This window comes from Pantoea leporis (genome assembly GCF_028048155.1).
Classification (GTDB): domain Bacteria; phylum Pseudomonadota; class Gammaproteobacteria; order Enterobacterales; family Enterobacteriaceae; genus Pantoea; species Pantoea leporis.
On sequence record NZ_JALMEU010000026.1, the window covers coordinates 1 to 901 of the forward strand.

1 protein-coding gene is annotated in these 901 nt (G+C 62.5%); it reads right to left on the reverse strand.

The window, feature by feature from the left end; all coding sequences use genetic code 11:
• On the reverse strand, positions 1–901 hold a 901-nt coding region (locus MWH02_RS23035; protein ID WP_439652378.1), incomplete at both ends, for a thiamine pyrophosphate-binding protein.

Consider the following 901-nt stretch of genomic DNA (forward strand, 5'->3'; position numbering starts at 1 on the left):
TTTGCGGCCTTCCGCCGTCAGCTGCTCAAACGCCGCCACCGCCAGTTCCACTTCTGAACCGGTGGCGATCAGGATCAGCTCTGGCGTACCTTGGCTGTCTTTCAGCACGTAACCGCCGCGCGCCACGTTAGCCAGCTGCTCAGCGCTACGATCCTGCTGCGCCAGGTTCTGACGCGAGAAGATCAGCGCCGACGGGCCGTCAACGCGCTCGATAGCGTACTTCCACGCTACCGCTGACTCAACCTGGTCGCACGGGCGCCACAGGCTCATGTTTGGCGTCACGCGCAGGCTGGCCATCTGCTCAACCGGCTGGTGCGTCGGGCCATCTTCGCCCAGACCAATTGAGTCGTGGGTGTACACCATGATCTGACGGATCTTCATCAGCGCGGCCATACGTGCGGCGTTGCGCGCGTACTCGACGAACATCAGGAAGGTGGCGGTGTACGGCAGGAAGCCGCCGTGCAGCGCGATACCGTTGGCGATGGCGGTCATACCGAACTCGCGCACGCCGTAATGGATGTAGTTGCCCGCCGCGTCTTCGTTGATCGGCTTCGAGCCGGACCACATGGTGAGGTTGCTTGGAGCGAGGTCAGCGGAGCCGCCCAGATATTCCGGCAGGATTTTGCCGAAGGCTTCGATGGCGTTCTGCGAGGCTTTACGGCTGGCAATTTTCGCCGGACTGGCCTGCAGCTGCTCGATGAACTTCTGCGACTCGCTGGCCCAGTTCGCCGGCAGCTCATTGTTCACGCGACGTTTGAACTCGGCAGCCAGCTCCGGATGCGCGGCGGCGTAGGCGGCAAACTTCTGGTCCCATGCGGACTCTTTCGCCTGGCCGGCTTCTTTGGCATCCCACTGCGCGTAGATGTCTGAAGGGATTTCAAACGGACCGTGGTTCCAGCCC